This is a genomic window from Arthrobacter sp. TB 26 (assembly GCF_000427315.1).
Taxonomy (GTDB): Bacteria; Actinomycetota; Actinomycetes; order Actinomycetales; family Micrococcaceae; genus Arthrobacter.
In genome coordinates this window covers 12,200-14,617 of the sequence record NZ_AUPJ01000484.1, presented here as the reverse complement: position 1 = coordinate 14,617, position 2,418 = coordinate 12,200, and the positions used below count along the sequence as shown (strand labels likewise).

Below are 2,418 nucleotides of genomic sequence, written 5' to 3'. Positions count from 1 at the left end.
CGCGAGCCGGCTGGGCGGTCTCGGCTACCTCGCCCGTGAACTCACGGAGGAACTCCCGCAGCTGATGATGGAGCTCGGTTCCTGACGCCCTGACCGGGGCTCAGCCGCTCCAGCTGCCGCGTTCCTGCAGGACTTCCTTGAGCAGGTCCGCGCGGTCGGTGACGATCCCGTCGACCCCGAGATCCAGGAGCCGGTGCATTTCCGCGGGTTCGTTGACGGTCCACACGTGCACCTGCAGCCCGTGCCGGTGGGCGCGCCGGACGAGGCCGGGGGTCACGACGGTCACCGCACCGTAGCTGACAGGAACCTGCAGGGCGTGCACGCCGCGGAGCGCGCGTCCTGCCGTGAGGCGCAGCAGGGGGGCCGGGACCACCGGGCCCAGCAGGACAAAGAGGGCGTTGGACACCATTCCGGCGGAACTTGCCGCGGGGCGGCTCAGCTGCTTGAGCACGGCCCGGCGGCGGCGGTCCGAAAAGCTGGCAATCAGGACGCGGTCGTGCAGCCCGAACCGTTCGATCGCAGCCGCCAGGGTATCCACCGAGTTCCAGTCCTTGACGTCCAGGTTGAGCCGGACATCCGGGAAGGCGGTGGCAAGTTCCTCAAGAAGCGGGATGGGTTCCGCGCCGCCGATTCTCGCCAGCGCCACCGTCTCCGCCGGGAGTTCAGAGATTTTGCCGCGGCCGTCCGTGACCCGGTCCAGGGTTTCGTCGTGGAACAGCAGCAGGACGCCGTCGGCTGTGGTGTGCACATCCGTCTCCAGATGCCGGTACCCCAGTTCGACGGCGGCGCGGAACGCCGCCATGGAGTTCTCCAGGCCGTCGCGGGAGAACCCGCGGTGGGCCATGGCCACGGGAGGCTGCGGACCGTCACCGGCGGCCGGGCCGGAGGCTGAACCCGAGGCAAAAAACGGGTGCGGGGTGCTCACCCCTGAAGCCTATCGGAGCCCGGGGCAGCACCGCCCGGCAGCCCAGGTGAAGTCCAGGCGGGGAGGCCTGGATCAGTTGGTGTGCGGGAGGATCTCCACGCCGTCACTGCAGTGCAGCAGCGTGCGGCCGCGTCCGCCGTCGAGGTGCACCCATACGGCGGTGTGGTCCGCCGTGACGGCGTCCACCCGGCCCCCGGTTTCGTAGCCGGGCGTCAGCCTGACGCTGACGCGGTCGCCCTGCTGCAGGCTCTTCCAGTGCGCGTCCGGCGCCACCGGGCGCAGGGGCGTGTCGTCGAAATTCTCCGTGCGGTACCTGGCCATGACTTCCCACCATCAGTCAAAAATCCGTCGTGAGATTTCAGCGTAGGGCTCGAAGGTGAACGCGAGTTGTCCGGGAGCTGGGAGTCCGGTGTCTGCAGGGGTGCCCTGGTCCGCCGGGTCAGGGAATCGTGATGCCCAGGGCTACGAGCTTGGCCTCAAGGATCTGGGCGACGCCGTCGTCGTCGAAGTGCGGTGCCTGCTGCCCGGCGGCACGGATGGCCTCGGGGTGGCCGCTGGCCATCGCGTAGCCGTCGCCGGCCCAGCGGAGCATCTCAATGTCGTTGGGCATGTCCCCGAACGCCACCACATCCGCCGAGTCGACGCCCAGGGCAGCCGCGTATTCGGCAAGCGTGACGGCCTTGTTGACGCCGGGCAGAGAGAGTTCCAGAAGCGCGATGTTCGGCGCCGAGTGTGTTGCCGCAGCAAGGTGTGCGACGGCGGGCGTGACCTCGGCCAGGAATTCGTCGGCGGTGCCCTCCCGGACCACTGCGAGGAACTTCACCACGGAATCGGCCGCGGTGAGCGTGGTGTGCAGCGGTGCCGGCGTGAACTCTGCAAGCAGCCTGCTGGCGCCGTTCTCGATGAACCCTGGTTCCAGGTGGAAACCGGTCAGGGTTTCGGCGGCGAACAGGGCGGAGGGGCGCAGCCGCCGGATGATGCGGCGGGCCTCGAAGACGGCGTCGAGCTGCAGGGCCCGGGCCGAGACCATCCGGTCCGCTTCAAGGTCCCAGACGACGGCGCCGTTGGAGCAGATGACGGTGCCGGTGTGGCCCAGCTGCTCCTGGAGGGGGTGCAGCCAGCGCGGCGGGCGGCCTGTGACGAAGACCAGTTCGATGCCCGCTTCCCGGCAGGCGTGGAATGCGCGGACGGTCCGGTCACTGATTTTGCCGTCGTGGCCGAGGATCGTTCCGTCAATGTCACTTGCTACCAGCCGCATACTGCCAGTCTACGTGGGCGGGGTCGGGCCGGGTCCCGGTGCAGCCGACGCCCGACGGCGGCGGGCCGTTAGTGCCGTTCGTAGATGCCGGTCAGGCTGGCACGGGCCAGGGTGTGCGGGGCGAGCTTCGACTCCAGCTTCGCCGGGTGGGCTGCGGGATCGAGCCCGGAGTGCGCGACGTCGAGGGCGTGGACCGTGACGACGTACCGGTGCGGGCCATGGCCCCTCGGCGGGG

At 69.6% G+C, this 2,418-nt stretch carries 5 protein-coding genes (2 of these 5 only partly in view); 1 reads left to right on the top strand and 4 read right to left on the bottom strand.

Annotated features, from left to right (window positions below; genetic code table 11):
• The coding region annotated (locus tag K789_RS0118910) for an ADP-dependent NAD(P)H-hydrate dehydratase (protein ID WP_029705328.1) crosses the window boundary (this coding region is incomplete at its 5' end): on the top strand, positions 1 to 85 show 85 of its 705 nt. Its footprint begins 620 nt before the window's first position.
• A 15-nt stretch (positions 86 to 100) separates the two neighbouring features.
• Here K789_RS0118910 and K789_RS0118905 read toward each other — a convergent pair.
• The 4 genes from K789_RS0118905 to K789_RS26595 all read right to left on the bottom strand — a co-directional run.
• Positions 101 to 925, bottom strand: a complete 825-nt coding sequence (locus K789_RS0118905) for a glycerophosphodiester phosphodiesterase (RefSeq protein ID WP_024368118.1) — start codon at positions 923 to 925, stop codon at positions 101 to 103.
• A gap of 72 nt (positions 926 to 997) precedes the next feature.
• The gene (locus K789_RS0118900) at positions 998 to 1,246 is read right to left on the bottom strand and encodes a hypothetical protein (protein ID WP_024368117.1); all 249 of its coding nucleotides are present in this window, start codon (positions 1,244 to 1,246) and stop codon (positions 998 to 1,000) included.
• A 118-nt stretch (positions 1,247 to 1,364) separates the two neighbouring features.
• Positions 1,365 to 2,183 (bottom strand): Cof-type HAD-IIB family hydrolase, encoded by an 819-nt coding sequence (locus K789_RS0118895; protein ID WP_024368116.1) that lies wholly within the window; start codon positions 2,181 to 2,183, stop codon positions 1,365 to 1,367.
• Between the two features lie 68 nt (positions 2,184 to 2,251).
• On the bottom strand, positions 2,252 to 2,418 hold the 3' portion of the coding sequence (locus K789_RS26595; protein WP_306376600.1) for a hypothetical protein. The gene runs 139 nt beyond the window's last position; 167 of the gene's 306 nt are visible here — the last part of the coding sequence; the start codon falls outside the window, past its right edge; its stop codon occupies positions 2,252 to 2,254.